Genomic DNA, 26,516 nt, shown 5'->3' on the forward strand with positions numbered 1-26,516 from the left:
CCTCTCCCCGCGGGGGGAGTCTTGTTGATTTCTGCGGGAGCATCCATGCAAAAACAGATTGGTCTTGGTGTCATTTTCGTGTGTGTGATCGGCGGCTTCATGATGGCCGGGGGGCGCCCCATCGCCCTGTGGCAGCCTGCCGAACTCATCATCATCATAGGGGCGGCGGTCGGCTCCATGTTCCTTGGCAATTCCAAGGAGGTGATGCATGAAATGTGGCGCCAGATGAAGCTTTGCTTCAAGTCCAACAAGGACGAGAAGGAGATCTATCGCGAACTGCTGACCCTGATGCACCAACTGCTGGAAGAGACCCGCAACAAGGGGATGAAGGCGCTGGACGAACACGTGGAGAATCCGCAGCAGAGCTCCGTCTTCCTCATGTATCCCCAGGTATCGGAAGATCCGCAACTGCTGGGCTTCATCATCGACAACCTGCGTCTGCTGGGCATGGGCAAGATCACGCCCCATGAGCTCGACACCATACTGGAGCAGGAGATCATGGCCATCGAGGAGGACATGCTCAAGCCCGCCCACGCGCTGCACAAGACAGGGGAGGCCTGCCCCGGCTTCGGGATCCTGGCGGCGGTGATGGGGATCATCATCACCATGCAGCAACTCGACGGCCCCCTCAGCAACATAGGGGTGCATGTGGCGGCCGCCTTGGTGGGCACCTTCATCGGCATCTTCCTCTGTTATTGCTTGCTGGAGCCCATCAGCAATGCCATGGAAGAGATGGTCAAGCGTCGTATCGGCATGCTGATGTGCATCAAGTCGATTTTGATCGCTCAGCTGCGGGGCAAGACGCCGCTGCTCTCCGTCGATTCCGGCCGCAAGATGCTGGAACCTGACGTGAAACCCAGCTTCCTCGAACTGGAAGACTGGGTGACCAACAGGGCCATGTGATGCGCAACCACGAGCAGATCGTCATCAAGCGCCAGCAGCGGCGCAGCAGCGCTCCCAAGGGGGGCGGTGCATGGAAGGTGGCCTTCGCCGACTTCACCCTGGCCATGATGGCCTTCTTCATGGTGCTCTGGATCCTGGCCGTCTCCAGCCAGGAGGAGCGGGATGTGGTGGCCAGCCGTCTGCGCGACTACAGCATCATGGACAGCGAGGCAAACCCGTTCGACATCAGCAACAGCCCCTATCCGGTGGATCTTGGCGGCAACCCCTCGGTACTGGAGGAGTTGAGTCCCCAGTTCGTGGAGGAGGGGCAGCGCATGCCCAGACACATGGAGCGGGATCGCAGCATCTTTACCGATGGTGCCAAGGGAGGCTATGAGAGCCTGCTGGTGGGCAAGATTGAGGGAGAAAAGCAGATGGCGCAGTTGGCCGGTTTCATCGGGTCCATGGCGGATCAGATGCAGGCCAGAAACAACCTGGAGCTGCAACTGGTGCCCCAGGGTCTGCGGATCCTGATCCGCGACGATGACGAGCGCGAGATGTACAGCCGTGGCAGCGCCCGCATCAGCCCCTATTTCCGCCACCTGCTGATGGCACTGGCTCCTGTCTTCCAGCGAGTGGAGAACCGGGTCATGATCTCCGGTCACACCGACAGCACCCCCTTTGCCGGTGACAACTACAGCAACTGGGAGCTCTCCTCCGATCGCGCCATGATGGCGAGGCGTGTCCTGCTTGCCGGTGGCATGCCCCCCGAGCGGGTGGGTCAGGTGGTCGCCATGTCGGATACCATGCTGGACAACACCGCAGATCCCAAAGGCAGCGAGAACCGCCGCATCGAGTTGCTGGTGATGACGACCCAGGCGGAAAAGAGCCTGGAGCAGCTGTTCAGTGCCCAAACCCAAGCCGCCACCCGGACAGCCAAGGACGCCGTTGCCCATGGAAACCCCTGACGCCGATCTGCCCCCCGTGACACCGTTCAAGGATCCCAGGCGCAAACTGCCGCGCTGGTATCTCCATGACGGGACCACGCCCCTGGAATCCCAGAGTTGCGGCATCGCGGCCCGGCTCATGGTCTCTGGCCTGCTGTTCGACAGGCGCATCGGACGGGCGGTGATCAAGGATATCGGACCGGGTGGGGTCGGTTTCCTCGCCCCCGCCCGTTTTACCTTGCCCGATAACGTCAGCCTGTCGTTGTCACCGCGGATCGTGCTGGCCTGTCATATCACCCATCGCAGGGCCATAGGCCAGTACCTCAGCTTCTACGGCGCGCGATGGGTCGATCCTGACTCGGTGGATCTCGCGCCTGTTCTGAGCCACTGGCGCCACTGTTTCATGGCGCCAGCAGAGGGCGAGCCTGCTCCAATCCCAGTGGATCCGGCAACCGCTCAAGAGTGAGGCCTCCCCGCCCCATGTCCAGTCCCCGTGCAGGCAGCAACAGCAGGGGATCGTGCAGGCTTTCCAGGGACACGGCCCGCACCAGCTGCGGGCGTGTCTCTTGATGACGCGGTGCAGGAGGGGCCTTGCCTCCGCCATAAATGATGGGGCAGTCACTCACCTCCCGGGGATCGGGCAATCGCCAGGCGGGATTCCACCGGCTTGCCTCGTTCATGGCAACCCCCCGTTCCATGGCCCACTCCAGCAATGAGCAGCCCCCTGGCTGCCGCCAGACCCGGATATTTTCTCCCGCCTGCCAGGGCGGCAGGACAAACCCGTGCTGCGCCGCTCTGTCCAGCAATTGGGAGAGCGCGAGGAAGCGCGCCACATAGAGGCGCGTTTCGGTAGGCAACTGCAACTCCCACACATTGCGTGTCCCGCCGTTGAGCACCGCCTTCAATACTCTTCCCTCTCCCGCGTTGTAGGCCGCCAGTGCCAGCAACCAGTCCTGCCCGAAGAATTGATGCAGCCAGCCGAGGTAGGAGAGCGCCGCCTCCGTCGCCAACGGCAGGGAGTAGCGGCCATCGAAGGCGTTCGTCATGGGGACGGAGAAGCGGGCTGCGGTATCTGGCATCAACTGCCAGGGCCCGGCGGCGCCCGCCGATGAGATCACGTCAAGCCGGTAGCTGCTCTCGATCAGGGGCAGCAATGCCAGCATGGGTGGGAGATTGCGCGTCTGAACCTGCTCCGTGACCCAGCGGATCATGGGCTGGGACTCGGCGAGCCTCGTTTGCAGGTGGCTGCGCTGGCGCAGCAGAAAGCGGGTCTGCTCGTTGACCAGCTCGGCACCCGGGCCGACAACGGGGGTAGGAAAACCCGCCTGCCAGTGATAATGATCATAGGAGTAACAAACGGCACTGCTCAGTAGCGAGAGCCCGGGGAGAAGGCGCAGGGATATTTTGGCAACAGCGGACAGAGCCTGGCGGGAAAATGATAAAAACACGATGTATCTCAACAGTTTTTGACAATATCTGTCGACTGTTCATGTGGTATCCAGGACGTGATAAGCATGATAACACGAGTAAAAAAGACCCCAAAGGCGGGCAGGGCGATTCAGAAATTTCTGCTTTATCTGATCCTCGTTAATTTTGGTTTGATGTGGCTCTATATCATGTATGCCGACGAGCTGACATTGGGCGCCAATCTACTGCTGACTTTTCTTCTCATCGTCTATAACCTGCTGCTCTGCCAGCTGGTGGTGCTGCGAGCCCGTCGGGTAGGGGATGGATACATCATCTATCCCGTGGTGGGCGTCAGCATTATCCTGTGCGCCGTCGTGCTGTTCCGTTTCATCATTTCCCCGTGAAATCGATTAATTACGAGGCGCACTTCGCCGGGATGATTTAATTCCCCCATGAATAACTTGTGGAAAATCAATTCATTTAATCGGTAGTCCCATCACGCTGCGTCAATATGTTCCCCATGCCCGAGATCCTTGCTTGAAAAGCCCCCTGCTCGTCCTTAAACTTCATGGTGGAGAAAAGTGGATCAAAGTGGTTTTATTGGGCATCTAGCCCCCATAACTCACCTTCGGGGACTGCAATTTGTTGCGTGGCGCTCACGCCATCAGCCTGGACAGCAAGGGGCGGTTGGCGATTCCGACCAAATTTCGTGATTGGCTGCGCGAAGAGTGCGACGGCCAGCTGGTCTGCACCATCGACATAGCCCATCCCTGTCTGCTGCTTTATCCCCTGAATGAATGGGAAGAGGTGGAGCGCAAGCTGAAGACCCTTTCCAGCACCAACCCGGCGGAACGCCGCCTGCAGCGTCTGCTGCTCGGCCACGCGGCCGAATGCGAACTGGATGGCAATGGCCGTCTGCTGCTCAGCCAGCCGCTGCGCAGCCATGCCGGGCTGGACAAGAAAGTCATGCTGGTGGGCCAGCTCAACAAATTCGAGCTGTGGGATGAAGCCCGCTGGCAACAACAGATCAACGACGACATCCTGGGCCTGCCCGAGGACGACTGGGCAAGTTCACCACGACTACAGGATTTTTCTTTATAAATGACCCAAGCCGCTGAACACATCACAGTGCTGTTGCACGAAGCCGTCGAAGGGCTGGCCATCAAGCCGGACGGTATCTACGTCGACGGTACCTTTGGCCGGGGTGGTCACTCTCGTCTCATTCTCCAGCATCTGGGCCCGAACGGTCGTCTGATCGCCATCGACCGGGATCCCCAGGCCATTGCCGAGGCGGCCAAGATCCAGGATCCCCGTTTCGAGATCGTGCACGGTCCCTTCTCCGGCATCACCCGTTATCTGACCGAGCGCGGCCTGCTGGGCAAGGTCGATGGCTTCCTGCTGGATCTCGGTGTCTCCTCCCCCCAGCTTGACGATGCCGAACGTGGCTTCAGCTTCATGAAGGACGGCCCGCTCGACATGAGGATGGATCCCACCTCCGGTCAGAGCGCCGCCGAGTGGCTGGCCCGTGCCGATGTGGACGACATCGCCTGGGTGCTGAAAACCTTCGGTGAGGAGCGCTTCGCCAAGAAGATTGCTCGCGCCATCGTGCACGATCGGGTGACAGAGCCCTATGTGCGCACCCGCCAGCTGGCGGAGATGATTGCCCGGGTCAACCCGAGCAAGGAGAAGGGCAAGCACGCGGCGACCCGCAGCTTCCAGGCCATCCGCATCTATATCAACAGCGAGCTGGACGAAATTGAAACCGCCCTCAACGGCGCGCTGGACGTGCTGGCTCCTCACGGTCGTCTCTCCGTCATCAGCTTCCACTCTCTGGAAGATCGGCTGGTGAAGCATTTTATTCGCAAGCATGAGAAAGGTCCGGAAGTACCCCACGGGATCCCTCTGACCGAAGCCCAGCTGGCCGGTGGTCGCAAGCTGAAGTCGATCGGCAAGGCACTCAAGCCTTCCGACCACGAGGTCAATGAAAACACCCGGTCCCGCAGCTCGGTGCTGCGGGTCGCAGAGCGTCTTGCGGAGTAAGCGATGAGCGACGTGCGCGTTCACCTCGCCAGGGAGATCGTTGCGGATCTCTGGCGCCACAAGTTGCAGGTCCTGTTGACCGTCGCAGTGCTGGTCACCGCCTTTGCGGTGATCCTGGTGACCAACATGACCCGGGGTCTGACGGCCAAGCAGAACGATCTGATGGCGGAGGAGGACAGGCTCAACATCGAGTGGCGCCACCTCTTGCTGGAACAGGGCACACTGGCTGAGCACTCCCGGGTGGCGAGTCTGGCCATGGACAAGTTGCAGATGGCTCGTCCCCTGGTGACCACTGAAAAGGTAATTACACAACCATGACACGCAAGGCCGCCACCAAGGCTCCGGCAAAGGACAAAGCCAAGGCGAAAGCACCCTCACTCTACCCGTGGCGCTTTCGTACCCTGGTTTTCTTCATCGGCATCGCGTTTGCGGGGCTGATCCTGCGGCTGGCCTGGATCCAGGTGATCGATCCGGACAGACTGCGCCAGGAGGGGGACATGCGCTCCCTGCGCACCACCTCCACCCAGGCGGTGCGCGGCATGATCACGGACCGCAATGGCGAACAGTTGGCGGTATCCGTACCGGTCGAAGCGGTCTGGGCTGATCCCAAGACGGTGCATGAGTCCGGTGCCATCCACAACGAGCGTGCCTGGCTGGCACTCTCCGCGGTGCTCAAGCTCGACATCAACACCCTCAAGCATCGCATCGCCAACCCGAGCAAGCGCTTCGTCTATCTGCAGCGGCAGGTGACGCCTGCGGTGGCCGAGTACATCAAGGGGTTGAAGCTGGGGGGCATCTATCTGCGCCCCGAGGCGCGCCGTTTCTACCCGACCGGCGAGATAAGCTCCCACTTGGTGGGGGTGACCAACATCGATGGCAGCGGCATCGAGGGGATTGAGCGCAGCTACAACGAGTGGCTGACCGCAACCCCTGGCGAGATGAGGGTGCGCAAGGACAGGCAGGGCCGCGTCATCGAGCGCCTGGGCCTGGTGAAAGAGGGCAAGCACGCCAACGATCTGCAACTGAGCATCGATCAGCGGGTGCAGGCGCTGGCCTATCGCGCCCTCAAACGGGCTACCGACGAGAACAAGGCCACCTCCGGCTCCATGGTGATGCTGGATGTGAAGACCGGCGAGGTACTCGCCATGGTCAACACCCCCTCCTACAACCCGAACAACCGCGGCCAGTACCAGAGTTTCCGGGTGCGAAACCGGGTGGTGACCGATACCTATGAGCCGGGCTCCACGGTCAAGCCATTGATTTTGCTTAGTGCCTTGCAAGCCGGTGTCACCAGCTGGAAGGACTTCATCCCGGGCGGCCCCCTCTTTATCGGGGCCAAGCAGATCCGTGACGTGAGTATCCACAAGGCGACCAACCTGTACGACATCCTGCGCTACTCCTCCAACATCGGCATGTCGCGCATCGCGCTGCGGATGCCGGCCCAGGAGATGATCAATACCCTGAGCATGGTGGGATTCGGCATGGACACCGGCAGCGGCCTGATGGGGGAGAGCAGCGGCATGCTGCCCCAGCGTCGCCGCTGGTCCGACATCGAGCGAGCCACCCTGTCGTTCGGTTATGGTCTGCGAGTGACCCCGCTGCAGCTGGCCTCCGCCTACGCCACCCTGGCCAACAAGGGCAAGCGGGTACCGCTCTCCATCATCAAGGTGACCAAGCCGCCCAAGGGTGAGCAGGTCATCGATCACAACAACGCCGCTGCCATGTTGCAGGCGCTGGAGTATGTGGTCAGCAATGCCATTCCCAAGGCCCAGATCCCCGGTTATCGGGTCGGTGGCAAGAGTGGTACCGCCAAGGTGGCCGTGGCTGGGGGCTATGGCAAGGACTACATGGCCTGGTTTGCCGGTTTCGCGCCAGCCAGCAATCCCCGTTTCGTCATGGTGGTGGTGATCAACGAGCCCAAGGGGGATGCCTACTACGGCGGTGCCGTGGCGACCCCGCCCTTTGCGGAGGCCATGGGAGGCGTGTTGCAGCTCTTCAACATCCGTCCCGATGCGATCCCGCCCGAGGTACCCGCCAAGCTTGCCCGCACGGAGGCCAACAATGGCGCACCGCGTACTTGACGGGCATCCGGCTTTTTCCATCGGCCCCGCTGCTGTCGGGGCGTTTTCCATGGCGTGTACGAGCGCCCGCATTCCCGCATTTTCGGAGGCTTCCCATGCCGCCCCGCATACTTGATCAACTGATGAGCCGCTTCGGCATCGATGCCCCGGCGCTTTCCCTCACCGATCTCCAGCTCGACAGCCGGCGGGTCGGTCCCGGCTCGCTCTTCGTGGCGATTCGTGGCCATCAGGTGGATGGCAGGCGCTTCATCGAACAGGCGGTGGCTCAGGGAGCGACCGCCGTGCTGTTTGAGGAGGACGGAGAATTCGTCCCTCCGGCGACCCAGATCCCCTGCATCGGCATGAGGGATCTTCCCGCTCGTCTCTCCGAGCTGGCCGGTCATTTCTACGGTCACCCTGCGCAAAAGCTGCAACTGGTGGGCATCACGGGCACCAACGGCAAGAGCACCACGGCCCTGCTGGTGGCCAACTGGCGCACCCTGCTGGGGGGCAAGGCCGGGGTCATGGGCACCATAGGCAACGGTCTGTTTGGCGAGCTCATCGAAGCAGAGAACACCACGGGCAGCGCGGTCCAGGTGCAGGCCAATCTGGCCGCCTTGCAGCAGCAGGGGGCCGATCTGGTGGCGATGGAGGTCTCCAGCCACGGTCTGGTGCAGCATCGCGTGGCGGCCCTGCCGTTTGCCGCGGCAGTCTTCACCAACCTGAGCCGGGATCATCTGGACTATCACGGCACCATGGAGGCCTATGCCGCGGCCAAGGAGGAGCTGCTGAAGCTGGTGGATGAGCCTTGCGCCGTCATCAACGCCGATGACCATCTGGGACGGCAATGGCTGGCGACCTATCCCGGTGCGGTGGCCTTCGGGGTTCATGGTCCGATTGAAAACCATGCCGGACGACAACTGACGGCGCAGGATCCCCACTTCCACCAACAAGGTTTTGATACGCGCATTAACTCCAGCTGGGGGAATGGTGTATTATCCGCCCCCTTGCTCGGCCGCTTCAACGTCAGCAACGTGCTGGGCGCCATGGGCGCCATGCTGGTGCTCGGCTATGACTTCGATGACCTGCTGGCGACGGCCCCCAGACTGCAACCAGTGACCGGTCGCATGGAGTGCTTCGGCGGTGGCGATGCGCCGCTCGCCGTGGTCGATTACGCCCACACCCCGGATGCGCTGGAGAAGGCATTGCAGGCCCTGCGGGTGCACTGTCACGGCCGGCTCTGGTGCCTGGTGGGATGCGGCGGCGACAGGGATCGCGGCAAGCGTCCCATGATGGCTGCCATGGCGGAGCAGCATGCGGACTGCGTGATCCTGACCGACGACAATCCCCGTACCGAGGAGCCGGCCCGGATCATGGCCGACATGGTGGCGGGTCTTCGTGATCCCGGCGCCGTGCAGATTGAGCACGACAGGACCAAGGCAATCCAGCTGGCACTGAGCCAAGCGAGCAAAGAGGACATCATCCTGGTGGCCGGCAAAGGCCACGAGGATTATCAGATCATTGGAACCGACAAGCGGCACTACAGCGATCGGGAAACCGTCGCAGCCGCCTTGCACACATTAATGGAGTCATTCAAATGATGACCCTCAGGCTTGCCGACCTGGCGCAGGTGCTCGATGCCCGTCTGATCGGGGGCGACCATGAGATCACGGCGGTCAGCACCGACACCCGTACCCTGGGCGCGGGGGCGCTGTTCGTGGCCCTGCGCGGCGAGCGTTTCGACGCCCACGATTTCTGCGACCAGGCGGTTGCCGCCGGCGCCAGTGCCCTGCTGGTGGAGCGCGAATTGCCGCTGGCCATTCCACAACTGGTGGTGGGCGACACCCTCAAGGGGCTTGGGCGTCTGGGCAGGCTGGTGCGCGAGCGCATCAATCCGAAAGTGCTCGCCATCACCGGCAGCTGTGGCAAAACCACGGTGAAGGAGATGGCGACGGCCATCCTGCGTTGTGAAGGGGAGGTGCTGGCCACCGCCGGCAACTTCAACAACGAGGTGGGGGTGCCGCTGACCCTGCTGCGCCTCGAGCCGCAACACCAGTTCGCGGTGATGGAGCTGGGAGCCAACCACCCGGGCGAGATCGCCTGGACCACGTCGCTCGCCAGACCCGACGCCGCCATCATCAACAACGTCGCTGCCGCGCACCTGGAAGGCTTTGGCTCCCTGGAAGGGGTGTTCCATGCCAAGAGCGAAATCTTCGAAGGGTTAGGCGAGGGCGGCACCGCCATCGTCAATGCCGACAACGAGTTCTGGCCGAAGTGGCGTGAAAAGGGCATCCACTGCGCCTTCTCCCTCGAGGATCAGCGTCAGCCGTTCCACGCCCGCGACATCGTGCTCAACGAGCAGGGTTGTGCCGGGTTCGTGATGGTGACGCCCCAGGGAGAGGTGAACCTGACCCTGGCCATTCCGGGCCGCCACAACGTGGCCAACGCCCTGGCTGCTGCCGCCGGGACCCTGGCCCTGGGCGCATCGCTTGCGTCCGTCAAGGCGGGGCTGGAGCAGATGGCGCCGGTCAAGGGCCGTTTCTGCGTGCAACGCTGGGGTGGCCTCACCCTGGTGGATGACACCTACAACGCCAGCGTGGAGTCCGTGCTGGCGGGTATCGATGCCCTGACCGCCATGAACGGCTACAAGGTGCTGGTATTCGGTGACATGAAAGAGTTGGGTGAGGAGTCCGCCGCGCAGCATGCCCGGGTCGGACACCACGCCCGTGAGCAGGGCCTCGATGCCGTGCTGACCGTAGGGGAACAGAGTCGCCACACCGCAGATGCCGCGGCTGGCCGACATTTCGATAACAAGGCGTCGTTGTTTGAAGTGCTTGCGCAAATGATAAAGACACATCAGGAAATTTCGATTCTGGTCAAGGGCGCCCGTGGCTCCCGCATGGAAGATATCGTCGAGATGGTCAAGGGCCATCAGGAGTCAGCCACATGCTAGTCTGGCTGGCGGAACTGCTCACCCCGCACTTCACCTTCTTCAACGTCTTCTCCTACCTGACGTTTCGCGCCATCCTGTCGATCATCACCGGTCTGGTGGTGGCGCTCTGGATGGGGCCGCGCCTCATCCGTCGCCTGCAGATCATGAAGTTCGGCCAGGTGATCCGCAACGACGGTCCCGAATCCCACCTCAGCAAAAAGGGCACCCCGACCATGGGCGGCCTGATGATCATTGCCGCCATCTTCACTTCTGTGCTGCTCTGGTGCCGCCTCGATAACCCCTATGTCTGGCTGGTGCTGTTCGTGCTGGGGGCCTATGGTGCCATCGGCTTTGCCGATGACTATCTCAAGGTGGTGCGCAAGAACACCGATGGCCTCATCGCCCGCTGGAAGTACTTCTGGCAGTCCGCGGTCGCGCTGGGTGTGGCAGTCTTCCTCTACGCCACGGCCACCCACGATGGTCAGACCCAGCTGGTGGTCCCCTTCCTCAAGGATGTGATGCCCCAGCTCGGCCTGATGTTCATCCTGCTGACCTACTTCGTCATCGTCGGTACCTCCAACGCGGTCAACCTGACCGATGGCCTGGATGGCCTCGCCATCATGCCCACCGTGATGGTGGCGGGGGGCTTCGCCCTGATCGCCTGGGCGACCGGTAACGTCAACTTCGCGAACTACCTGCACATTCCCTACGTGCCCTACACCTCCGAACTGGTGATCGTCTGTACCGCCATCGTGGGCGCGGGCCTGGGCTTCCTCTGGTTCAACACCTACCCGGCCCAGGTCTTCATGGGGGACGTGGGTTCCCTGGCCCTGGGCGGCGCGCTCGGTACCATCGCGGTGCTGGTGCGCCAGGAGTTCCTGCTGGTGATCATGGGGGGCGTCTTCGTGATGGAGACTGTCTCGGTGATCCTGCAGGTCGGATCCTACAAACTGCGCGGCGTGCGGATCTTCCGCATGGCCCCCATCCATCACCACTATGAGAAGAAGGGCTGGCCGGAGCCGCGCGTCATCGTGCGCTTCTGGATCATCACCCTCATGCTGGTGCTGCTTGGCCTCGCCACCCTGAAGGTGAGGTAAGCCATGGTCATCATCATCGGACTCGGCAAAACCGGACTCTCCTGCGTCGATTACTTCCTCGACCGCGGCGTCACGCCGCTGGTGATGGACACCCGTGCCAATCCGCCGGGCAAGGACGAGCTTCCCCCCGAGGTAGAGCTCATCCACGGGTTGGACGCTGAGCGGCTCAAGCAGGCGCACATGATAGTGGCGAGCCCGGGCATCGCCCTGGCGACTCCGGAGTTGAAGGCCGCCGCCGAGTTCGGGGTGCGCATCGTCGGTGACATCGAACTGTTCGTGCGTGAAACCCAGACGCCCGTCATCGCCATCACCGGTTCCAACGGCAAGAGCACGGTCACCACGCTAGTGGGTGAGATGATCGCCGAGGCGGGGCTCAAGGTCGGTGTGGGGGGCAATATCGGCACCCCGGCGCTGTCGCTCCTCAAGCAGCCCATGGATCTCTGCGTGCTGGAGCTCTCCAGCTTCCAGCTCGAGACCACCTGCAGCCTGCGGGCCGCCGCCTCCGTGGTCCTGAACCTCAGTGAAGATCATATGGATCGCTATGCCGGCATGGCGGATTACCGCGCCGCCAAGATGGAGATCCATCAGCACTCCCAGCACATCCTGATCAATCGCGACGATCCCCAGACCCTGCCCGATGTGGGTCAGGTGTGGCAGAGTTTCGGCCTCGACTGCAACGGCTACGGTCGCTGCGAGCTGGAGGGCCGTCACTGGCTGACTTTGCACGGCGAGCCGCTCCTGGCGGTGGACGAGATGAAGATAGTGGGTGCCCACAACCAGGCCAATGCCCTGGCGGCCATGGCCCTGTGCGATGCGGTGGGTATTCCTCGCGAGGCACAACTTGCAGTGCTGCGCCGCTTTGAAGGCCTGCCTCACCGTGCCCGCTTCGTGCGGGAGGTAAATGGGGTGCGCTGGATCAACGACTCCAAGGCCACCAACGTGGGGGCGACCCTGGCCGCCGTGGCCGGGGTACGTGAAGCGGTCAAGGGCCGCCTGCTGCTGCTGGCCGGTGGCCAAGGCAAGGGGCAGGACTTCGGCCCGGTGCAGGCCCTGCTCGGCAGCCAGATCGATCACATGTACTGCTTTGGCCAGGATGCCGAGGTGCTGCTGGCCCTGGGCGAACAGACCGAGCGGGTTGCCGATCTTGACGCTGCTGTCGCCAAGGCGGCGGTCGATGCCAGGCCCGGTGACTGGGTGCTGCTGGCGCCGGCCTGTGCGAGCCTGGATCAGTTCAAATCCTTTGAAGCGCGCGGCGATCGCTTCACCGAACTGGTGATGGGCTTATGAACGCCCTGCGCGTGGTTGCGGGATTCTTGCAGCGCTGGTTGCTACCGGCGCGCCCCGCCGGTCTCTACGATCGGCAGCTGGTGGTACTGGCCCTCGCCCTGATGGGCGTCGGGCTGGTGATAGTGGCGTCCGCTTCCATTCCTGAGGGGATCGCCATCAACAACGATCCCTTCATGTTCGTGAAGCGCCACGGCATGTTCCTCGTGATGGCGCTGGGTATCTCCTGGTTCGTGTTGCAAGTACCCATGGCACGCTGGCAGCACTACAACGGCCCCATGTTGCTGCTGGCCATCGTGCTGCTGGTGATGGTGTTGCTGGTGGGGCGCAGCGTCAACGGCTCGGTACGCTGGCTGCCGCTTGGCCCCTTCAACTTGCAGCCGGCTGAGTTCGGCAAGTTGGCGCTGTTCGTCTATCTGGCGGGCTATCTGGTGCGCCGCCAGAGCGAGGTGCGCGAGCGCTTCATCGGTTTCATGAAACCCATGGCGGTGCTGTTCGTGGTGGCCATCCTGCTGCTGGCCCAGCCGGATCTCGGGTCAGTGGTGGTGATGTTCGTCACCTCCCTCGGGATGCTGTTCCTGGCCGGAGCCCGGCTGGTGCAGTTCATCGGTCTCATCCTGGTGGGGGTGAGCGCCGTGGTGACCCTGATCATCGCGGAGCCCTACCGGATGCGGCGGGTGACCTCTTTCCTCGACCCCTGGGCCGATCCCTTTGGCAGCGGCTATCAGCTGACCCAGTCCCTGATGGCCTTTGGTCGGGGGAGCTGGTTTGGCGAGGGGCTCGGCAACTCCATCCAGAAGATGGAGTACCTGCCGGAGGCCCACACCGACTTCGTGTTCGCCATTCTGGGCGAAGAGCTGGGCTACGTGGGGGTGCTTGGCGCACTCTTCCTGATTTTTGCGCTGGCGGTGAAGGCGCTCAAGCTGGGTCACCAGGCGCTGGTGGCCGAGCGGCTCTATGAAGGTTATCTGGCCATCGGCATCGGCATCTGGTTCAGCTTCCAGACTTTCGTCAACGTCGGTGCCGCCAGCGGCATGATGCCTACCAAGGGGCTGACCCTGCCGCTGGTCAGTTATGGCGGCTCCAGTCTCATCATCATGATGGTGGCGGTGAGCATGTTGATTCGTATCGATTTCGAGTTGCGCCAGGCGAGTGCCCAGGCGCGCGTGCGGGAGGTTGCGTGAGCAAGACGTTACTGGTGATGGCAGGCGGTACCGGGGGCCATGTGTTCCCCGGCCTGGCCGTCGCCGATCGCCTCAAGGCCCAGGGCTGGACCATCCACTGGCTCGGCACTGCCGACCGGATGGAGGCGGAGCTGGTGCCTGCCCATGGTTATCCCATCTCCTTCATCGACATCCAGGGGGTGCGTGGCAACGGCATCAAGCGTCTGCTCGCGGCGCCCTACCGTGTCATCAAATCCGTGCTGCAGGCCCGCCAGGTGCTCAAGACCATCCAGCCCGATGTGGTGCTGGGCATGGGGGGCTTCGCCTCCGGCCCGGGTGGCGTGGCCGCCTGGCTGTCCGGCATTCCGCTGCTGCTGCACGAGCAGAATGCCGCCGCCGGCCTGACCAACAAGCTGCTGGCCCGTATCGCCAGGCGGGTACTGATGGCCTTCCCCGGTGCCTTCGCCCCCAATGCCCGCACCGCCGTGGTGGGCAACCCGGTGCGCCCCGAGGTGGTGGCGCTGCCGGATCCCCAACTGCGCAGCAGCAGCGATCCTCTGCGCCTGCTTGTGGTCGGTGGCAGCCTGGGGGCCCGGGTCCTCAACGAGCAGGTGCCTCCTGCGGTTGCAGCTGCCGGTGTGCCCATCGAGGTGCGTCACCAGTGTGGCAAGGGCAACGGGGAGGCCGTGGCTGCTTCCTATGCCGGGCTGGGGGTCGAGGCCGAGGTGAGTGAATTTATCAAGGACATGGCGGATGCCTATGCCTGGGCGGACCTGGTGGTGTGCCGCGCCGGCGCATTGACCGTCTCCGAAGTGGCCGCTGCCGGTGTGGCCGCGATCTTCGTGCCCCTGCCCCATGCGGTGGACGATCACCAGACCCGCAACGCCCTGACCCTGGTCGACGGCGGTGCGGCCGAGTTCCTGCCCCAGTCCGAGCTGACGCCGGCCGCTCTGGCGTCGCGCCTCTCCTGGCTCGCCGGGCGCAGGGAAACCCTGTTGAACATGGCCCAGGCCGCGCGCCGGGTCGCCATCATCGATGCCGCCGAACGGGTTGCCGATGAGTGCAAACGGCTCGCCACCGGCTGAGCCAAACGAGATGGAAGGCCAAGATGTGCCGCCAAGGCCCCGCTTCTGTCTTCGAACTGATGAATGTCGCCGAATGAAAATGGCCTGTGGCCGCGAATTGAGAAAGAACTATGACCAAGGTTGAACTGGCAAAACTGCGTACCGTTATCCCCGAAATGCGCCGCGTGCGTCGCATCCACTTCATCGGCATCGGTGGCGCCGGTATGGGCGGTATTGCGGAAGTGCTTGCCAATGAAGGGTATCAGGTGACCGGCTCGGATCTGGCCCGCAACGGGGTGACCGAACGCCTGACCTCTTTGGGTGCACACATCTTTGTCGGTCACAGTGCCGAGCATGTGGACGGTGCCAGCGTGGTGGTGGTTTCCACCGCCATCAAGCAGGACAACCCCGAGCTGCTGGCTGCCCGCGAGCTGCGTATTCCCGTGGTGCGCCGCGCCGAAATGCTGGCTGAGCTGATGCGCTTTCGTCACGGCATCGCCATCGCCGGGACCCACGGCAAGACCACCACCACCAGTCTGGTGGCGAGCATCTATGCCGAGGCGGATCGCGACCCCACCTTCGTCATCGGCGGTCTGCTCAACAGCGCCGGCACCAATGCCCGCCTGGGCAGCAGCCGTTATCTGATTGCCGAGGCGGACGAGAGCGACGCCTCCTTCCTGCATCTGCAACCCATGGTCTCCATAGTGACCAATATCGAAGCGGATCACATGGACACCTATGGTGGCGATTTCTCCAGGTTGAAGGCCACCTTCATCGATTTCCTGCACAACCTGCCGTTCTACGGCCTGGCCGTGGTGTGCGTGGATGACCCCGTGATCCGCGGCATGCTGCCGGAGATCGCCCGTCCTACCCTCACCTACGGTCTGAGCGATGATGCCGATGTGCAGGTGCTGGACTTCGTGCAGACCAGCAATCGCAGCCGCTTCCGGGTGCGCCGTGCAGGGGCGGGTGAGCTGGAGGTGACCCTGAATCTGCCGGGCATCCACAACGCCCTCAACGCCGCCGCCGCCATCGCGGTGGCCACCGAAGACGGCATCGGCGACGAGGCCATCATCCAGGCACTTTCCAAGTTTGAAGGGGTGGGGCGCCGCTTCCAGCAATATGGCGAGTTTGAAACCGGCCGTGGCAAGGCCATGCTGGTGGACGATTACGGTCATCACCCGAGCGAAGTGAAGGTGACCATCAACGCCGCCCGCGCCGGCTGGCCCGAGAAGCGGCTGGTGATGGTGTTCCAGCCGCACCGCTACAGCCGGACCCGGGATCTCTACGAAGATTTCGCGGACGTGCTTTCCAAGGTGGACGTGCTGGTGATGCTGGAGGTCTATGCCGCCGGTGAGGAGCCCATCCCCGGTGCCGATGGCCGTGCCTTGTGCCGTTCCATCCGCTCCCGCGGCACCCTGGAGCCCATCTTTGTCGCAACGCCGGATGATGTGCCCGCGGTGCTGGCCGACCTGATTGGCGAGGGGGATCTGGTATTGACCCAGGGGGCGGGTAACGTCGGTGCGCTGGCCCGTCGTCTCGGCGAGATGAAATTGAGCGTGGATAGCATGAAATCCGGTGCCTGAGGGCCCAATGAGTATTTTGACCGCCAAGCCGAGGCCTATATAATGGCGAACCGGTCTGCAAGTGGCCGGCATGGCGCGTTTTACGGGGATCGATCGGGTGGAGGCAAGGGCACAAGGGCGCACCAAGGGGGGCTTCATCGCCGGGGTGGCATTTTTCATCCTGGTCATGTGGGGGCTCTACCAGACTGCGCTGGATGTTAAAGACTGGCTGACGGATGCCAGTCGGTTGCCCATGAGCGAGCTGTTGCTGCAGGGGCAACACGAATATTTGAAGGCCGATGAGTTGCGTGCTGCCGTGCTGGATGGTGCCGAACTTCGCAACTTCTTCGAGCTGGATGTGAACGAATTGCAGGCGCGTCTGAACGCTCTGCCCTGGGTGGCCCAGGTCTCGGTACGAAAGAAGTGGCCGAACAAGATCAAGGTCTATCTCACGGAACAGGATGTGGCGGCTCGCTGGAACGGTAACCGCTTCGTCAACACCAAGGGTGAGGTATTCAGTGCCCCGGACAGGGTGAAGAAGCCCCTGATGCAGTTGTCCGGGCCCGATGATCAGGCCGCCAAGGTGCTGGAAGCCAGCCATCAGTACGAAACGCTGCTGGCGGCCAAGGGATACAAGTTGCTGGGGGTGAATCTGACCCCCCGCCATGCCTGGGAACTGACCCTGGATGGCAACATTCAGCTGTTTGTGGGGCGCTCGGATATCGCGCTTCGTCTGCAGCGGTTTATCGATGCCTTTCCGGTCATCGAGCCCCGTGAGCGGGTTGCTTACGTGGATCTTCGATACGACACCGGGATGGCAGTTGGCTGGAAGAAAAGCGAAGAGAAAGTGAATGACCAACACCGCAGATAGAAATTTGATTGTCGGACTGGATATCGGCACGACCAAGGTGGCGGTACTGGTTGGCGAAGTATTGCCTGATGGCGAACTCAATGTCATCGGCATGGGCAGCCACGCTTCTCGCGGTATGGAGAAGGGCGGGGTCAATGACCTCGACTCCGTGGTCAAGTCCCTGCGCCGCGCGGTGGAAGAGGCCGAGATGATGGCAGACTGCCAGATCAGTTCCGTCTATCTGGGGCTGTCCGGCAAGCACATCGATTGCCGCAACGAGACCGGCATGGTGCCCATCTCCGACGAAGAGGTGACCCAGGAGGATGTGGACAACGTCATCCACACCGCCAAGTCGGTGCGGTTGTCTGACGAGCTCCGGGTGCTGCACGTGCTGCCACAGGAGTTCGCCATCGACTATCAGGAAGGGATCAAGAACCCGGTCGGCCTCTCCGGCGTGCGGATGGCAGCCAAGGTGCATCTCATCACCTGCCACAACGACATGGCGCGCAACATCGAGAAGTGTGTAGAGAAGGTGGGTCTGCGGGTGGATCAGCTGATCTTCTCCGCCCTGGCCTCCAGCTACGCCGTGTTGACCGAAGACGAGAAGGAGCTGGGTGTCTGCGTGGTGGACATCGGTGGCGGCACCATGGACATGTCGCTCTTTACCGGTGGCGCCCTGCGTCACACCAAGGTGATTCCCTATGCTGGCAGCACGGTGACCAGCGACATCGCCTATGCCTTCGGCACGCCGCCGCTGGATGCGGAGGCGATCAAGGTGCGCTACGGCTGCGCCCTCGGCCGCCTGGTCAGCAAGGAAGACAATATCGAAGTGCCCAGTGTCGGCGGTCGCCCGGCGCGCAGCCTGCAACGGCAGACACTGGCGGAAGTGATTGAACCCCGTTACACCGAGTTGCTCTCCATGGTGAATGACGAGCTGGTGCGGGTGCAGAGCGAATTGAAGGCACAGGGGGTCAAGCATCAGCTGGCCGCCGGTGTGGTCTTGACCGGTGGCGCGGCCCAGATCGAAGGCATTGTGGAGTGCGCAGAGCAGATCTTCCAGAGCCAGGTCCGGGTGGGCGAGCCCATGAATATCCGGGGATTGAGTGACTACGTACAGGCACCGGTGTACTCGACTGCGGTCGGGTTGTTGCAGTACGGCCGCACCAACCAATCCACCGGCAGTAACAAGGAATATGCCGCCAAGGCAAGCGTAGGTGGGCTGGTCAAACGGGTCAGCAACTGGTTGCGTGGCGAGTTCTAAAGATTTTGCTGAGTCAGGCAAATAAAGCGGAGAGACAACATGTTTGAATTTATGGATAGCCACACTGACGAAGCCGTCATCAAGGTGATAGGTGTGGGTGGCGGCGGCGGCAACGCAGTCGAGCACATGGTTCGTCAAAACATCGAAGGTGTCGAGTTCATCACCGTGAACACCGACGCCCAGGCACTGCGCAACTCCAGTGCCAATACAACCCTGCAGATCGGCGGTGGCATCACCAAGGGTCTGGGTGCCGGGGCCAACCCGGAAGTGGGTCGTGACGCCGCCATGGAAGACAGGGAAGCGCTGCGCGAGCTGCTGACCGGTTCCGACATGGTGTTCATCGCTGCCGGCATGGGTGGTGGTACTGGTACAGGTGCTGCACCGATCGTGGCCGAAGTGGCCCGCGAGATGGGTATCCTGACCGTTGCCGTCGTGACCAAGCCGTTCTCCTTCGAAGGGAAGAAGCGGATGGGCTTCGCCGCTCACGGCATCGAAGAGCTCTCCAAGAACGTCGACTCCCTGATCACCATCCCCAACGACAAGTTGCTGAAGGTGCTGGGTCGCGGCATCTCCCTGCTGGACGCCTTCAAGGCGGCCAACGACGTGCTGCTGGGTGCAGTACAGGGCATCGCCGAGCTGATCACCCGCCCGGGCCTCATCAACGTCGACTTCGCGGACGTGCGTACCGTGATGCGCGAGATGGGTACCGCCATGATGGGTACCGGCTCCGCCTCCGGTGACGACCGTGCCGAAGAAGCGGCCGAGAAGGCCATCTCCAGCCCGCTGCTGGAAGACGTGGATCTGGCCGGTGCCCGCGGCATCCTGGTCAACATCACTGCTGGCATGGACATGACCATCGAAGAGTTCGAGACCGTGGGTAACGCGGTCAAGGCCTTCGCGTCCGAGAACGCTACCGTGGTGGTGGGTACCGTAATCGACCCGGAAATGCACGACGAACTGCGTGTTACCGTAGTGGCGACCGGTATCGGTGCCGAGCGCAAGCCCGACATCACTCTGGTCAAGAACAACATGGTTCAAGAGCGTCCGGCCCGTCAGCCCCTGATCAGCGAAGCCCTGCAGTCTCGCGTGATGGAAGAGGCCCCGGCCAAGGTGGTGAACGCCGAGCCGCAAGCTCGTCGCGAACCGGATTATCTCGATATTCCTGCGTTCCTGCGCAAGCAGGCAGACTAAGCCTCTGATGGCTCTGGTTTGTTTGTTGCTTAAGGATTGTGCTAAGATGGCCCGGCAACGACCATCTGGTCAGGAATTTGAGCTGTTAAAGCGGATACGCCCATGATTAGACAAAGAACCTTGAAAACGAGTGTCCAGGCCACCGGTGTGGGTCTGCATTCGGGCCGGAAAGTCACAATGACGTTCCGTCCGGCGCCTGTTAACACAGGGATCGTTTACTTGCGTACCGATCTGAATCCTGTGGTCGCGCTGCCAGCCAACGCCGATCAGGTGCGTGATACTGTGCTTTGTACCGCTCTGGTGAACGAAGCCGGTGTTCGCGTGTCGACCATCGAACATCTGTCTGCCGCTCTGGCCGGGATGGGGATCGACAACCTCTATGTCGAGGTTGATGCTCCCGAGATCCCGGTAATGGACGGCAGTGCGCATCCGTTCATCTATCTGCTGCAGGAAGTGGGTATTCGTGAACAGAACGCACCCAAGCAGTTCGTGCGGATCAAGCAGAGCATCCGGGTTGAAGACGGCGACAAGTGGGCGGAATTCCACCCCTATCGCAACGGCTTCAAGATGGATCTCGAGATCGATTTCCAGCATCCGGTATTTGAAGGCCGCAACCAGCGTTGCGTGCTGGACTTCTCCGGCAGCTCCTTCGTGAAAGAGATCAGCCGTGCCCGTACCTTCGGCTTCATGCGTGATATCGAGTACCTGCGTTCCCAGAACCTGGCACTGGGCGGCAGCCTGGAAAACGCCGTGGTGCTGGATGACTACCGGGTGCTGAACGAAGATGGTCTGCGCTACGAAGATGAGTTCGTGAAGCACAAGATGCTGGATGCCATCGGCGATCTGTACATGTGCAATCGCAGTATCATCGGTGAATTCCGTGCCTACAAGACGGGCCATGCCCTGAACAACAAGCTGCTGCGTGCCCTGCTGGCCCAGCAGGAGGCCTGGGAACTGGTGACCTTCGAGGGTGAGGGCGACAAAGCGCCCATCGCTTACTACGACAACGGTCTGGTTCTGGCCTGATAGCTGTGCAACAGGACGTCGGTCATCTCTCCGCACCGACGTCCTGTCATTTGTTTATTCCATTCTTTAATACCGATTATCTCCCGGTTTTATTGCCCGTGCAGGCCCTTGGCCTCACCTGACCGAGAAGACAGATTTCTATGAGCATTACCCTGATCCTCCACGGTAAGCAGCGCCGCAGGTTGCACTTACCCAAACAACGTCTGGCCTGGGTCGGCGGTATTCTCTTCACTGTATTGGCCTTGGGGGGCGGCTGGCTCTGGCAGAGCTGGCAGCAGAAAATGGAGGCGCTGGAAGTGGCGCTGACCCTGGCGCAGCAGCAAAAATCCACGCAAGGGGCCGATGAAGCCCGCGAACAGCTTGCCATGCTGGCTGCCCAGGTGGGCACCATGCAGGGACAACTTGGTCGCCTCAACGCCCTCGGCGAGCGCCTGACCGAGAAGGCGGACCTCGATCCCGAGGAGTTCAACTTCAAGGAGCTGCCCCCGATGGGCGGCCCTTCCTACGATGCAGACCTGGAAGTCAGCCTGGGTGAACTGCAAGATTCCATGGAACACCTCAGCCGTCAGCTCAGCAGCCGCGAAGAACAGCTGTCGGTACTTGAATCCTTCATCATGAACCACCATATCACCGATGCGGGATTCATCCCCGGCTCACCGGTCAAGCAGGAGCGTGTCTGGATCTCCTCCGGTTTCGGTGGGCGGGTCGATCCGTTCAACGGTCGCGCCAAGATGCACAAAGGGGTGGATTTCCGCGGCAGGCCCGGCACCCCCATCCTGGCGACAGGCAAGGGGATTGTCAGCTGGGCGGGGCGCCATCCGGAGTTTGGCAACATGGTGGAGATTGACCATGGCAATGGTCTGGTCACCCGCTATGCCCACAATTCCAAGTTACTGGTGGATGTGGGCACCCTGGTTGATGAGGGCCAGAAGATTGCCCTGATGGGGCGAACCGGTCGTGCAACCGGAGTTCATTTGCATTACGAAGTGTTGAAAGATGGTCGTCAGGTCAACCCCGCGCGCTTTCTGAATGCCAGACGGGGTTAGGTTTTTTCTTCAGGTTCCAGTGACGGAACGCTTATATAACCAAAATAGTTGGTACCCATGATTAGCACACTGCTCACCAAGATTATCGGCAGCCGGAACGACAGAACGCTCAAGGCTTTGCGCAAAATTGTAAAACAAATCAATGCGATGGAACCTCAATTCGAGGCACTGTCCGATCAGGAACTGCAGGCGAAGACCGCCGAGTACCGTCAACGTCTGGAGCAGGGCGAAACACTGGAGCAGTTGCTGCCGGAAGCGTTCGCCACCGTCCGTGAAGCCTCCCGCCGTGTGTTCGGCATGCGTCACTTCGACGTCCAGCTGATCGGCGGCATGGTGCTGAACTCCAACCGCATCGCCGAAATGAAGACAGGTGAAGGTAAAACCCTGACGGCCACCCTGCCGGCCTACCTGAACGCCCTGACCGGCCGCGGTGTGCACGTGGTGACGGTGAACGACTATCTGGCCAAGCGTGATGCGGAAGCCAACCGCCCGCTGTTCGCCTTCCTCGGCATGACGGTGGACTGCAACGTGCCCGGCATGGATGCGTCCCAGAAGCGCGATGCCTACGCTGCCGACATCACCTACGGTACCAACAACGAATTCGGTTTCGACTACCTGCGCGACAACATGGCATTCTCGCCGGAGCAGCGTGTACAGCGTCCGCTCAACTACGCGCTGGTGGATGAGGTGGACTCGGTGCTCATCGATGAAGCCCGCACTCCGCTCATCATCTCCGGTCCGGCGGAAGACAGTTCAGCCATGTACACCCAGATCAACAAGTTGATCCCCCTGCTGGTCAAGCAGGACAAGGAAGACTCCGAGGAGTACACCGGCGACGGCCACTACACGGTGGACGAGAAGAACCGCCAGGCGCTGCTGACCGAGAACGGCCAGATCTTCGTGGAAGAGCTGCTCAAGAAAGAGGGACTGCTGGCCGAGGATGACTCCCTGTTCTCCGCCACCAACATCAGCCTGCTGCATCACGTCAATGCCGGCCTGCGTGCGCACACCCTGTTCGAGCGCAACGTCGACTACATCGTCCAGAAGGACGAGATCGTCATCGTCGATGAGCACACCGGCCGCACCATGCCGGGTCGTCGCTGGTCAGACGGTCTGCACCAGGCGGTCGAGGCGAAGGAAGGGGTCAAGATCCAGAACGAGAACCAGACCCTGGCCTCCATCACCTTCCAGAACTACTTCCGTCTGTACGACAAGCTGGCGGGCATGACCGGTACTGCGGATACCGAAGCCTTTGAATTCCAGCAGATCTATGGCCTGGATACCGTGGTCATCCCGACCAACAAGCCGATGGTGCGCAAGGACATGGGCGATCTCGTCTACCTGACCGCCCAGGAGAAATACGCGGCCATTGTGCAGGACATCCGCGAGTGCGTGAAGCGCGGCCAGCCCGTGCTGGTCGGTACCGTCTCCATCGAGAACTCCGAGCTGCTCTCCGGCATCCTGACCAAGGAAAATATCCCGCACAAGGTACTGAACGCCAAGTTCCATGCCATGGAAGCGGAGATCGTCGCCCAGGCCGGCCAGACCGGCGCCGTCACCATCGCCACCAACATGGCCGGTCGTGGTACCGACATCGTGCTGGGCGGCAACTGGCAGGCGGAGATCGCCCAGCTGGAAAACCCGTCAAGCGAGCAGATTGCCGAGCTGAAAGCGGCCTGGCAGGTGCGTCATGACGAAGTACTGGCGGCCGGTGGTCTGCACATCATCGGTACCGAGCGTCACGAATCCCGCCGTATCGACAACCAGCTGCGCGGCCGTTCCGGTCGTCAGGGTGATCCGGGTTCCTCCCGCTTCTACCTCTCCATGGAAGATACCCTGATGCGGATCTTCGCCTCCGACCGCGTGACCGGCATGATGAAGAAGCTGGGCATGGAAGAGGGCGAGGCCATCGAGCATCCCTGGGTGACCAAGGCCATCGAGAATGCCCAGCGCAAGGTGGAAGGTCGCAACTTCGACATCCGTAAAAACCTGCTCGAGTTTGACGACGTGGCTAACGATCAGCGCAAGGTGGTCTACGAGCAGCGCAACGAACTGCTGGACACCAACGACATCTCCGAGACTATTCACGTCATCCGTGACGACGTCTACGGCGCCATCATCGACGAGTACATCCCGCCCCAGTCCCTGGAAGAGATGTGGGACGTGCCGGGTCTGGAAGCGCGTCTGAAGTCCGATTTCGCCCTGGATCTGCCGTTGCAGCAGTGGCTGGCGGAAGACGACAAGCTGTATGAAGAGAAGCTGCGTGAACGCATCCTGGATGAAGCCACCAAGCTCTATGCCCACAAGGAAGAGCTGGTCGGCAAGGAGGTGCTGCGCAACTTCGAGAAGGCGGTGATGCTGCAAACGCTGGATGGTCTGTGGAAGGAGCACCTGGCGGCCATGGATCACCTGCGCCAGGGCATCCATCTGCGCGGCTACGCCCAGAAGAACCCCAAGCAGGAGTACAAGCGCGAATCCTTCGATCTGTTCACCCAGATGCTGGAGACCCTCAAGCGCGACGTGGTCAGCATCCTGAGCCGGGTACAAGTGCAGGAGCGGGATGTGGAGGCGATGGAAGAGCAGCAGCGCCAGCAGGCCGAAGCCGCTCCCCGTACCTACACCCATGCCACGGCCGAAAACCAGCTGGCTGACGAGGATACGGGTGGGGCCGAGGGCCATACCACCTTCGTGCGCGACGAGCAGAAGATCGGGCGCAACGATCCCTGCCCCTGTGGTTCGGGTAAAAAATACAAGCACTGTCACGGTCAGCTGACCTGACACCCTGCCATGATGAATACACCGCCTCCGGGCGGTGTATTCATTTTCGGACCAAGGAGGGGACGATGAGCAGATTGCCGGCGGGATGGGATGGGGAGGCACATGGGCACTGGCTGCAGGAGAGACGCCAGGAGGCGATCCGTTGTGTGCTGAGCAGGCTGAACGCAGAGACGAACAAATCCGTTCCCCTGCAACTGCAGTTTGCCTATTACCTTTTTTTGTCCGGCGATCCCGCCTCGGCGGCACAGGTGCTGACGCTGGCGTACCGGTCCGCGCCCGATAACACTGAGGTGCTGCGCAATCTCTGTGTCTGCCTCTCGCGCTCCGATCAACATGAGCGGGCCGTGACGCACCTGGTCGAACTGGTGCGGCGCGAGCCGGATGATTATCTGGTCCATGACGGGCTTTGCACTTCCCTTGCCAAGCTAGGACGTCATGAAGAAGCGTCACAAGCAGGAACCCGTGCCCTGACTCTCAAGGATGAGGCCGTCTCGCAGCCCGTCGCGGGGTGGGTACTGCCGGCAGAGGGGCCGGATGACTGGCTCGCGGAGCAGGGGGAGAAGCAGGCAGTCATCGCCTTCTCCTTGTGGGGAGCACAGCCCCGCTATTTGCGGGGAGCACTCGACAATGTGCTGGCCGCAGCTTACCTCTATCCTGGCTGGCGGGTGCGCTTCTATGTGGATGGCAGTGTCCCTCAGGGGTTTCTGGCCTGCCTGCAGGAACATGGCGCCGAGATAAAGGTGCAGCCCGATGGCCAATCCCAGCGTCAGCGCCTCTGCTGGCGCTTCCAGGTCGCCAATGATCCCGGCGTGGGGCGCTTTCTTGTGCGCGATGCGGACTCCGTGCTGAATCTGCGGGAGCGGCTGGCGGTCGATGACTGGCTTGCATCGGGGCGCTGGTTCCATATCATGCGTGACTGGTGGAGCCACACCGATCTGGTGCTGGCCGGCATGTGGGGCGGTGTGGCCGGTGTGCTGCCTCCCCTTGCGCCGCTGATGGCGAGCTATCAGCCCAGTACCATGGAAACACCGAACATCGACCAGTGGTTCTTGCGAGACTGTTTATGGCGCTATCTGCGCCAGAGCGCGCGGGTACACGATCGTTGTTTCACTCCGCCCGGTGCGGTGCCCTGGCCGCAGGTTGCGCCGCCGGGCAATGAGCATGTCGGGCAGGATCTCTTCAGGGCCCGGGGGGATCAGCAGGCCATTCGGCTTGCCCCCTGGATCGCCCGTTTGCCGTGTTTACGCTGAGGACAATGATGGAACAGAAGAAACGGATCTGGGTGGCGGTGGGCGTCATCGAGAACGAACGGGGCGATATCTTCATCGCCAAACGCTCAGCCGATCGCCATCAGGGGGACCGCTGGGAGTTTCCCGGTGGCAAGGTGGAGTCGGGGGAGGATCTGCTCACCGCGCTGGACAGGGAATTGTGGGAAGAGATCGGGATCCGGGTGCAGGATTGTGCCCCCTTCATGGAGCTGCACCACGACTACCCCGACAAGCAGGTCTTGCTGGATATCTGGAAGGTGACCCGCTTCCACGGCGAGCCCTTTGGCAAGGAGGGACAGGAGTGCCGCTGGGTACCACTGGCCTCGCTGCACGAATACCGCTTCCCGGATGCCAACGGCCCCATCGTCGCGCGGTTGCAGGCCTCGCTTGCCTGAAAGGGAATCGATACCAACGAAAGAGGGCCTGAGGGCCCTTTTTTGATCGTGAAGTGTTTATTGCCAGGGATCGCCCCGTTCCGGGTCGGGCAGCAGATCCGGGTTGATCTCGCCCGGGATGCGCTTCTGTTCATCCGCCCACTCGCCGAGGTCGATCAGCTGGCAGCGCTTGCTGCAGAAGGGGCGAAACGGGCTCTGCGGACCCCATTCGATCTCGCTCTGACAGGTCGGACACTTTACCTTGGTCACCATGGGGCGCT

25 protein-coding genes are annotated in these 26,516 nt (G+C 61.9%); 23 read left to right on the forward strand and 2 right to left on the reverse strand.

From position 1 onward, the window contains the following. Positions 1–45: 45 nt before the first annotated feature. The 3 genes from lafT to AB5Y51_RS03905 are packed head-to-tail and all read left to right on the forward strand — an operon-like array spanning position 46 to position 2,295. Positions 46–903 (forward strand): lateral flagellar motor stator protein LafT, encoded by an 858-nt coding sequence (gene lafT, locus AB5Y51_RS03895; RefSeq protein WP_041211799.1) that lies wholly within the window; start codon positions 46–48, stop codon positions 901–903. Beyond that, a complete protein-coding gene (lafU, locus tag AB5Y51_RS03900; RefSeq protein WP_041211798.1) occupies positions 903–1,850 on the forward strand; it encodes a lateral flagellar motor protein LafU in 948 nt (315 codons plus the stop codon). Before lafT ends, lafU begins: the two co-directional genes overlap by 1 nt. Continuing rightward, positions 1,837–2,295 carry a hypothetical protein gene (locus tag AB5Y51_RS03905; RefSeq protein WP_323891794.1) on the forward strand — a complete coding sequence of 153 codons (459 nt, stop codon included), beginning with the start codon at positions 1,837–1,839 and terminating at the stop codon, positions 2,293–2,295. Before lafU ends, AB5Y51_RS03905 begins: the two co-directional genes overlap by 14 nt. Here the strand turns inward: AB5Y51_RS03905 and AB5Y51_RS03910 are convergent. Beyond that, a complete protein-coding gene (locus AB5Y51_RS03910; protein ID WP_368178077.1) occupies positions 2,231–3,088 on the reverse strand; it encodes a lytic transglycosylase domain-containing protein in 858 nt (285 codons plus the stop codon). The two genes, AB5Y51_RS03905 and AB5Y51_RS03910, sit on opposite strands and share 65 nt — an antisense overlap. A 255-nt stretch (positions 3,089–3,343) precedes the next feature. On the opposite strand from AB5Y51_RS03910, the gene AB5Y51_RS03915 reads away from it, so the two are divergent. From AB5Y51_RS03915 to mutT, 20 genes are all read left to right on the forward strand, one after another. After that, positions 3,344–3,640 (forward strand): hypothetical protein, encoded by a 297-nt coding sequence (locus AB5Y51_RS03915; RefSeq protein ID WP_041211797.1) that lies wholly within the window; start codon positions 3,344–3,346, stop codon positions 3,638–3,640. A gap of 238 nt (positions 3,641–3,878) precedes the next feature. Then, the gene (mraZ, locus tag AB5Y51_RS03920; RefSeq protein ID WP_167826405.1) at positions 3,879–4,337 is read left to right on the forward strand and encodes a division/cell wall cluster transcriptional repressor MraZ; all 459 of its coding nucleotides are present in this window, start codon (positions 3,879–3,881) and stop codon (positions 4,335–4,337) included. Then, positions 4,338–5,276, forward strand: a complete 939-nt coding sequence (rsmH, locus tag AB5Y51_RS03925) for a 16S rRNA (cytosine(1402)-N(4))-methyltransferase RsmH (protein ID WP_042015088.1) — start codon at positions 4,338–4,340, stop codon at positions 5,274–5,276. It abuts the gene before it with no gap. A gap of 3 nt (positions 5,277–5,279) precedes the next feature. Continuing rightward, positions 5,280–5,594: a cell division protein FtsL gene (gene ftsL, locus AB5Y51_RS03930; RefSeq protein ID WP_010675842.1), complete on the forward strand. Its 315-nt coding sequence runs from the start codon at positions 5,280–5,282 to the stop codon at positions 5,592–5,594. Continuing rightward, positions 5,591–7,357, forward strand: a complete 1,767-nt coding sequence (locus AB5Y51_RS03935; protein ID WP_010675841.1) for a peptidoglycan glycosyltransferase FtsI — start codon at positions 5,591–5,593, stop codon at positions 7,355–7,357. The genes ftsL and AB5Y51_RS03935 overlap by 4 nt, the downstream gene beginning before the upstream one ends. A gap of 95 nt (positions 7,358–7,452) precedes the next feature. Then, positions 7,453–8,937 carry a UDP-N-acetylmuramoyl-L-alanyl-D-glutamate--2,6-diaminopimelate ligase gene (murE, locus tag AB5Y51_RS03940; protein ID WP_368178073.1) on the forward strand — a complete coding sequence of 495 codons (1,485 nt, stop codon included), beginning with the start codon at positions 7,453–7,455 and terminating at the stop codon, positions 8,935–8,937. Continuing rightward, the gene (gene murF, locus AB5Y51_RS03945) at positions 8,934–10,289 is read left to right on the forward strand and encodes a UDP-N-acetylmuramoyl-tripeptide--D-alanyl-D-alanine ligase (RefSeq protein WP_042864853.1); all 1,356 of its coding nucleotides are present in this window, start codon (positions 8,934–8,936) and stop codon (positions 10,287–10,289) included. Before murE ends, murF begins: the two co-directional genes overlap by 4 nt. After that, on the forward strand, positions 10,283–11,365 hold the full coding sequence (gene mraY, locus AB5Y51_RS03950; protein WP_010675838.1) for a phospho-N-acetylmuramoyl-pentapeptide-transferase: 1,083 nt from the start codon (positions 10,283–10,285) through the stop codon (positions 11,363–11,365). The genes murF and mraY overlap by 7 nt, the downstream gene beginning before the upstream one ends. Before the next feature lie 3 nt (positions 11,366–11,368). Then, the gene (gene murD, locus AB5Y51_RS03955; protein ID WP_039040492.1) at positions 11,369–12,652 is read left to right on the forward strand and encodes a UDP-N-acetylmuramoyl-L-alanine--D-glutamate ligase; all 1,284 of its coding nucleotides are present in this window, start codon (positions 11,369–11,371) and stop codon (positions 12,650–12,652) included. Further along, positions 12,649–13,833, forward strand: a complete 1,185-nt coding sequence (gene ftsW, locus AB5Y51_RS03960; RefSeq protein WP_010675836.1) for a cell division protein FtsW — start codon at positions 12,649–12,651, stop codon at positions 13,831–13,833. Before murD ends, ftsW begins: the two co-directional genes overlap by 4 nt. Continuing rightward, complete coding sequence (gene murG, locus AB5Y51_RS03965; RefSeq protein ID WP_010675835.1) at positions 13,830–14,897, forward strand: undecaprenyldiphospho-muramoylpentapeptide beta-N-acetylglucosaminyltransferase; 1,068 nt, start codon at positions 13,830–13,832, stop codon at positions 14,895–14,897. The genes ftsW and murG overlap by 4 nt, the downstream gene beginning before the upstream one ends. 110 nt (positions 14,898–15,007) lie before the next feature. Next, a complete protein-coding gene (murC, locus tag AB5Y51_RS03970; RefSeq protein ID WP_368178074.1) occupies positions 15,008–16,462 on the forward strand; it encodes a UDP-N-acetylmuramate--L-alanine ligase in 1,455 nt (484 codons plus the stop codon). A 97-nt stretch (positions 16,463–16,559) separates the two neighbouring features. After that, positions 16,560–17,312: a cell division protein FtsQ/DivIB gene (locus tag AB5Y51_RS03975; protein WP_029314839.1), complete on the forward strand. Its 753-nt coding sequence runs from the start codon at positions 16,560–16,562 to the stop codon at positions 17,310–17,312. Further along, positions 17,293–18,552: a cell division protein FtsA gene (ftsA, locus tag AB5Y51_RS03980; RefSeq protein ID WP_010675832.1), complete on the forward strand. Its 1,260-nt coding sequence runs from the start codon at positions 17,293–17,295 to the stop codon at positions 18,550–18,552. The genes AB5Y51_RS03975 and ftsA overlap by 20 nt, the downstream gene beginning before the upstream one ends. Positions 18,553–18,591: 39 nt before the next feature. Next, on the forward strand, positions 18,592–19,743 hold the full coding sequence (gene ftsZ, locus AB5Y51_RS03985) for a cell division protein FtsZ (protein ID WP_005305686.1): 1,152 nt from the start codon (positions 18,592–18,594) through the stop codon (positions 19,741–19,743). 102 nt (positions 19,744–19,845) lie between these two features. Next, positions 19,846–20,769, forward strand: a complete 924-nt coding sequence (lpxC, locus tag AB5Y51_RS03990) for a UDP-3-O-acyl-N-acetylglucosamine deacetylase (RefSeq protein ID WP_010675831.1) — start codon at positions 19,846–19,848, stop codon at positions 20,767–20,769. A gap of 140 nt (positions 20,770–20,909) precedes the next feature. Continuing rightward, on the forward strand, positions 20,910–21,815 hold the full coding sequence (locus AB5Y51_RS03995) for a M23 family metallopeptidase (protein ID WP_039040495.1): 906 nt from the start codon (positions 20,910–20,912) through the stop codon (positions 21,813–21,815). Between the two features lie 57 nt (positions 21,816–21,872). Then, the gene (gene secA / locus AB5Y51_RS04000) at positions 21,873–24,593 is read left to right on the forward strand and encodes a preprotein translocase subunit SecA (protein WP_041211791.1); all 2,721 of its coding nucleotides are present in this window, start codon (positions 21,873–21,875) and stop codon (positions 24,591–24,593) included. 65 nt (positions 24,594–24,658) lie between these two features. Next, positions 24,659–25,843 carry a tetratricopeptide repeat protein gene (locus tag AB5Y51_RS04005; protein WP_103255171.1) on the forward strand — a complete coding sequence of 395 codons (1,185 nt, stop codon included), beginning with the start codon at positions 24,659–24,661 and terminating at the stop codon, positions 25,841–25,843. An 8-nt stretch (positions 25,844–25,851) separates the two neighbouring features. Beyond that, positions 25,852–26,256, forward strand: coding sequence for an 8-oxo-dGTP diphosphatase MutT (gene mutT, locus AB5Y51_RS04010; RefSeq protein WP_171864957.1), 405 nt, complete (start codon positions 25,852–25,854; stop codon positions 26,254–26,256). Positions 26,257–26,313: 57 nt separating this feature from the next. Here the strand turns inward: mutT and yacG are convergent, their stop codons facing one another. Continuing rightward, a complete protein-coding gene (gene yacG, locus AB5Y51_RS04015; protein WP_010675826.1) occupies positions 26,314–26,508 on the reverse strand; it encodes a DNA gyrase inhibitor YacG in 195 nt (64 codons plus the stop codon). Positions 26,509–26,516 lie beyond the last annotated feature (8 nt).

It is taken from the genome of Aeromonas sp. R7-1, assembly GCF_040908115.1.
GTDB classification, from domain to species: Bacteria; Pseudomonadota; Gammaproteobacteria; order Enterobacterales; family Aeromonadaceae; genus Aeromonas; species Aeromonas caviae.